The organism is Peterkaempfera griseoplana (genome assembly GCF_001418575.1).
Taxonomy (GTDB): Bacteria; Actinomycetota; Actinomycetes; order Streptomycetales; family Streptomycetaceae; genus Peterkaempfera; species Peterkaempfera griseoplana.
In genome coordinates this window covers 1,786-7,304 of the sequence record NZ_LIQR01000556.1, presented here as the reverse complement: position 1 = coordinate 7,304, position 5,519 = coordinate 1,786, and the positions used below count along the sequence as shown (strand labels likewise).

Genomic DNA, 5,519 nt, shown 5'->3' with positions numbered 1-5,519 from the left:
GCACCGCGGCCGGGCCCTGGCCTACTCCGGGGACACCGGGCCCTGCGCCGAGCTCACCGAGCTGGCCCGCGGCGCCGACCTTTTCCTCTGCGAGGCGTCCTTCACGGACGGCAAGGAGGACATCCCCGACCTCCACCTCAACGGGCGCGAGGCCGGCCGGATCGCCGCCGAGGCGGGGGTGGGACGGCTGGTGCTCACCCACATCCCCCCGTGGACCGACACCGAGCGGAACGTCGCCGACGCCCGGGCGGAGTTCGACGGCCCCGTGGACGCCGCCAGGCCCGGGGCCGTCTACCCGGTCTGACCGGGCCGGCGGCTGCGGAACAGGGCGGCGGCCGCGGACCGGTGCGGACGGGGCCGGTGGATGGGCAGGGTCGTCAGGGCTTGGAGGCGTCCTCCAGTTCCTCGTCCGGTTCTCGCCCGGGCGTCGGCAGGTCGAACCTGGTGATCGCAAAGCGGAACACCGCGTAGTAGACCGCACCGAAGCAGAGGCCGATCGGAATGATCAGCCAGGGTCTGCTCGCGTAGTGCCAGTTGAGCACGTAGTCGATGGCGCCCGCCGAGAAGGTGAAGCCGTGGTGCACCCCCAGCAGCCAGGTGACCGCCAGCGACAGTGCCGTCAGCACCGCGTGGATGCCGTACAGCACCGGTGCGATGAACATGAAGGAGAACTCGATCGGCTCGGTGATGCCCGTCATGAAGGACGTCAGCGCCAGCGACAGCATCATTCCGGTCACCTGGGCCCGGCGCTCCGGCCGGGCGCAGTGCGCGATGGCGAGCGCGGCCGCCGGCAGGCCGAACATCATGATCGGGAAGAAGCCGCCCATGAACTGCCCGGCCGTGGGGTCCCCGGCGAAGAACCGGTTGAGATCGCCGTGGACTACCTTCCCGGCGGCGTCGTGGAAGTCCCCGACCTGCTGCCAGAAGAAGGTGTTGACGAACTGGTGCATACCGATCGGCAGCAGCAGCCGGTTCACCAGCCCGAAGAGCCCCGCACCACCGGCGCCCAGCCCGATGATCCAGCCGCTGGCGCTGTCCAGCCCCGACCCGATCGGACCCCAGAGCAGCCCGAACGCCATCCCGAGGAGCGTGCCCACGAAGGCCATCACCATCGGTACCAGCCGCCGGCCGTTGAAGAACCCCAGCCAGTCCACCAGCCGCTTGCGGTGGTAGCGCTGCCAGAACACCGCGCTCAGCAGCCCCACCGTGATCCCGCCCAGCACCCCCGGGTCCTGCGGCTTCCCGGCGGAGTCGGGAAAGACGGTCAGCACATTGTGGAAGACCAGATAGCCCACCAGTGCCGCCAGCGCGGTGGAACCGTCGGACTTCCGGGCGAAGCCGATGGCGATACCCACGCAGAACAGCAGCGGCAGATTGTCGAAGATCGCCCCGCCTGCCGTCTCGGAGACCCGGGCCACGGTGTCCCAGTGCAGCCCCGCGGGACCGAACACGTCATCCTTGCCCAGCCGCAGCAGGATGCCCGCGGCGGGCAGCACGGCGATGGGCAGCTGGAGGCTGCGGCCGATCTTCTGCAGCCCCTGGAAGAGGCCGGATCCGGACCTCTTGGCGGGCGGCGCTGCCTGCGCGGTCGTCGTGCTCATGGGTGATCCTCACACGGAGCCAACTGGTCTACACCAATATGGGTAGAGCAGGTTTCTAGCACGGCCCCGCACACCCCAGGAACCCCCGCCAAAGCCGCAGGCGGGAAGCGGTTCCAAATCGATACCCTGCTGAATAAATGGGCGACCGGAACCCTGGGGAATCCTCCGTCCCCGGCGCCCCCGCCGCAACCCTGACACGACACACACCCATATTTGGACCCCGGCCCACAGCTGGTGTAGACCAGCCCCTGAGACGCTGCCTCCCCCACGGAGAACCACATGGCCACCAAGGCTGAGAAGATCGTCGCCGGTCTCGGCGGCATCGAGAACATCGAAGAGATCGAAGGCTGCATCACCCGGCTGCGCGCCGAGGTCAACAACGCCTCCCTCGTCGACGAGGCCGCCCTCAAGGCCGCCGGCGCCCACGGAGTCGTCCAGATGGGCAACGCCATCCAGGTCGTCGTCGGCACCGACGCCGACCCCATCGCCGCCGAAATCGAAGACATGATGTAGCGCACCCACCACACCGGACGACTCGACTACGCTCGTCCGCTATGTCACGCATCGACGGCCGCACCCCCGACCAGCTCCGCCCCATCACCATCGAAAGGGGCTGGAGCAAGCACGCCGAAGGCTCCGTCCTCGTCTCCTTCGGCGACACCCGCGTGCTGTGCACCGCCAGCGTCACCGAAGGCGTCCCCCGCTGGCGCAAGGGCAGCGGCGAAGGCTGGGTCACCGCCGAGTACTCCATGCTCCCCCGCGCCACCAACACCCGCGGCGACCGCGAATCCGTCCGCGGCAAGATCGGCGGCCGCACCCACGAGATCAGCCGCCTCATCGGCCGCTCCCTGCGCGCCGTCATCGACCACCGCGCCCTCGCCGAGAACACCATCGTCCTCGACTGCGACGTCCTCCAGGCCGACGGAGGCACCCGCACCGCCGCCATCACCGGCGCCTACGTCGCCCTCGTCGACGCCGTCGACTGGGCCCGTCAGAAGAAGATCCTCCGCGCCAAGGGCCAGCCCATCAACGGCACCGTCAGCGCCGTCAGCGTCGGCATCATCGACGGCACCCCCATGCTCGACCTCTGCTACGAGGAGGACGTCCGCGCCGAGACCGACATGAACATCGTCTGCACCGGCGACGGCCGCTTCGTCGAGGTCCAGGGCACCGCCGAGGGCGCCCCGTTCGACCGCTCCCTCCTCGACCAGCTCCTCGACCTCGGCACCCTCGGCTGCGCCGAACTCGACCAGATCCAGCGCAAGGCCCTCGAAGCCTGACCCGCCGCCGGTGGCGCCCGCCCTCCCCGGGGAACCGGCGGGCGCCACCCCGGCGTCACCCGGAGCGACGACACAGCCGGCACCACCGAGCCCCGACGGAGACCGCCGATGCGCCGCACCGCCGCCCTCGCCGCTGCAGCCCTCATCGCCAGCCTCGGCCTCTCCGCCGCCTGCTCCACCACCCGGAAAGCCCCGGACCCGGGCACCGCAGGCCATGGCGCCGCCGCCCACCACCAGGCGGCCCGCAGCGGCGCGCTCCCGGCGAACGCGGCCGCGGAACCCTCCGGCTGCACCGCCTGGACCCCCAGGCTCGCCACCGACCTGGACCACTTCCGGAGCGCCCTCACCGACGGGGAGGGCCACCCCCCGCAGACCCCCGGCACCACGGCCGTCGACAGTGCCGCCCAGGCCTACAGGGCCGACCTCGAACGCCTCGCCGACGAGTCGGGCAGGGCGGACCTCGCCGGGGCAGCCCGCACCCTCGAGGACGGGATCACCGCACGGCAGCAGGCCTTCCACGCCCACCACGCCGGCGACAACAAGGCCCTCCTGGCCGCCGCGGGCGACTTCGCCGAGGTCTGCGTCCCGGTGGGGCCCCAGGGATAATCACTCCCCATGAACACGCAGCGCCTCGTCCTCGCCACCCGCAACCGGCACAAGGTCACCGAACTCCACGACATCCTCACCGACGCCGGCCTGGATGTGGAACTGGTCGGCGCCGACGCCTACCCCGAGATCCCCGACGTCCCCGAGACCGGCGTCACCTTCGCCGAGAACGCCCTGCTCAAGGCCCACGCCCTGGCCCGCGCCACCGGCCTGCCCGCGGTGGCCGACGACTCCGGCCTCTGCGTCGACGTCCTCGGCGGCGCCCCCGGCATCTTCTCCGCCCGCTGGTCCGGCAGGCACGGCGACGACCGGGCCAACCTCGACCTGCTGCTCGCCCAGCTCTCCGACATCGCCGCACCCCACCGCGCCGCCCACTTCGCCTGCGCCGCGGCCCTCGCCCTCCCCGACGGCACCGAGCACGTGGTCGAGGGCGCCCTCCGCGGCACCCTCCGCACCGCCCCGGCAGGCTCCGGCGGCTTCGGCTACGACCCGATCCTCCAGCCCGACGGCGAGACCCGCACCTGCGCGGAGCTCACCGCCGCCGAGAAGAACGCCATCAGCCACCGGGGGCAGGCCTTCCGGGCCCTGGCGCCGGTCGTGAAGCAGTTCCTGGGCTGACGGACGCCGAAGGCCCACCCGGGAGCGTCCCCGTGTGGGCCTTCGAAACAGAGGCAAGTGCGGCCGGAGGGATTCGAACCCTCACGGATACAAGATCCACTGGCACCTAAAGCCAGGGCGTCTGCCATTTCGCCACGGCCGCATGACCTCCATCATGCTACTGGGGCGCGGCTCCCCTCGGCACCCTGCTTCGACGGCTGCCGGAAGCGGACCTGCCGCCTGCCGCGATTGCCACTGCACCAGGTGTCCGTCCGGGCATGGCAGTTGGGGCACAGGAACCGCAGATTGGCCAGCCGGTTGTCGAGCCAGTCCCCGTTCGCATGGTCGACATGAAGGGTGATCGGTCCGCCGCGCCACTCACCCTGGTTGCCGCACCCGGCACACCGGTAGGCCACTCCGGCGGCCTCCATCGCCCGCCGGAGCCGCAGGTGGCTGATGCGGGACGAACCCTGCGCATGCACCCTGAGGACGTCCTGTGGTGGCGCACCCGGACGGCGCCTCACCGGAAGGTCCGAGGACCGGCGGGTGAAGTGGGAGACATCCAGCGACAGGTCCCGGATGCGGGTGCGGACCTTGCGGTGGTTGCCGGCGTTGGTCTCCAGGCCGAGTCCGCGCATGACCTCGGCGTAGCTGGTGGAGGCCGCCACGAGTGCGCGCAGCCGATCCGGCTCGAACGCGATGCGGGCGTGGGAGAAGTGGGAGGTGTCCAGCCCCAGCTGCCTGAGGGCCCGTCGGATCGCCGAGCGGGTCCCGCCGTCCTCACCGGGGATCCCGAGCACTCGTGCGACTTCTCGCACACTTCGGGCCCCGGCGACCGCGTGGGCGACCTCCTCCGCTGTGAAGGGAAGTTCGTCGACCATCCTGTCCATGTGGGGGAAGTGGCCGATGTCGATCCCCGCGGCAGCGATTCTGCGCCGGATGTGCGACATCGTGCCGCCGGCGGGGGTGGCACCCAGTCTCAGGGCGACTTCGCGCAGCGTGGTGGAGGCGGCAACGGCTGCGGCGATGTCCTCGTCCGGGTACTTGGACCAGGGGCTGCGCTGCCTGAAGTGGCTGGTGTCCAGACCGTGTGCCGCCACGGCCTTCTGGAGGTGCTTCCGCCTCCCGCCACTGATCTCCACGCCCAGATTGCGCATCAGGTCGTTCCAGTTCCTGGATCGGCCGACCTGCGCGGAGAGCCGGGTGCGGTCGTACACGTCGTCCACGGGGTCCCCTCCCCGCCGGGGCGGGCAGGGTGACCGCAGCGGACCCCTGATTCGCCCCGGCACCAGTGATGTGTCGCATGCGGTCGCCTGTGGCGGCCGTCGTACCGGACAACGACGAAAGGGCGTTCGGGTCACGGGGGCGTGGGGGAGGGATTGGTCGAGACCTGTTGACATGGTCCATACCAATCCGGGACAGTCCTGAGCGGCGG

The 5,519-nt window shown here is 71.0% G+C and carries 7 protein-coding genes and 1 tRNA gene; 5 read left to right on the top strand and 3 right to left on the bottom strand.

Annotation, left to right across the window (positions count from 1 at the left end):
• The coding region (locus tag AOK09_RS32515; protein WP_169797091.1) for an MBL fold metallo-hydrolase at positions 1–304 on the top strand (304 nt) is incomplete at its 5' end.
• A 73-nt stretch (positions 305–377) separates the two neighbouring features.
• Here AOK09_RS32515 and AOK09_RS32510 read toward each other — a convergent pair.
• Positions 378–1,601, bottom strand: a complete 1,224-nt coding sequence (locus tag AOK09_RS32510; RefSeq protein WP_055590813.1) for a PTS transporter subunit EIIC — start codon at positions 1,599–1,601, stop codon at positions 378–380.
• A 279-nt stretch (positions 1,602–1,880) separates the two neighbouring features.
• Between AOK09_RS32510 and AOK09_RS32505 the strand changes: the two genes are divergently transcribed.
• From AOK09_RS32505 to rdgB, 4 genes are all read left to right on the top strand, one after another.
• A complete protein-coding gene (locus AOK09_RS32505) occupies positions 1,881–2,114 on the top strand; it encodes a glucose PTS transporter subunit EIIB (RefSeq protein WP_055590812.1) in 234 nt (77 codons plus the stop codon).
• Between the two features lie 41 nt (positions 2,115–2,155).
• Complete coding sequence (rph, locus tag AOK09_RS32500; protein WP_055590811.1) at positions 2,156–2,881, top strand: ribonuclease PH; 726 nt, start codon at positions 2,156–2,158, stop codon at positions 2,879–2,881.
• A 108-nt stretch (positions 2,882–2,989) separates the two neighbouring features.
• Positions 2,990–3,487, top strand: coding sequence for a hypothetical protein (locus tag AOK09_RS32495; RefSeq protein WP_055590810.1), 498 nt, complete (start codon positions 2,990–2,992; stop codon positions 3,485–3,487).
• A 9-nt stretch (positions 3,488–3,496) separates the two neighbouring features.
• Complete coding sequence (gene rdgB / locus AOK09_RS32490; RefSeq protein ID WP_055590809.1) at positions 3,497–4,105, top strand: RdgB/HAM1 family non-canonical purine NTP pyrophosphatase; 609 nt, start codon at positions 3,497–3,499, stop codon at positions 4,103–4,105.
• A 58-nt stretch (positions 4,106–4,163) separates the two neighbouring features.
• Here rdgB and AOK09_RS32485 read toward each other — a convergent pair.
• Positions 4,164–4,247 (bottom strand) — tRNA-Leu (locus AOK09_RS32485).
• 10 nt (positions 4,248–4,257) lie between these two features.
• Positions 4,258–5,310 carry an HNH endonuclease signature motif containing protein gene (locus AOK09_RS42770; protein ID WP_055590808.1) on the bottom strand — a complete coding sequence of 351 codons (1,053 nt, stop codon included), beginning with the start codon at positions 5,308–5,310 and terminating at the stop codon, positions 4,258–4,260.
• Positions 5,311–5,519 lie beyond the last annotated feature (209 nt).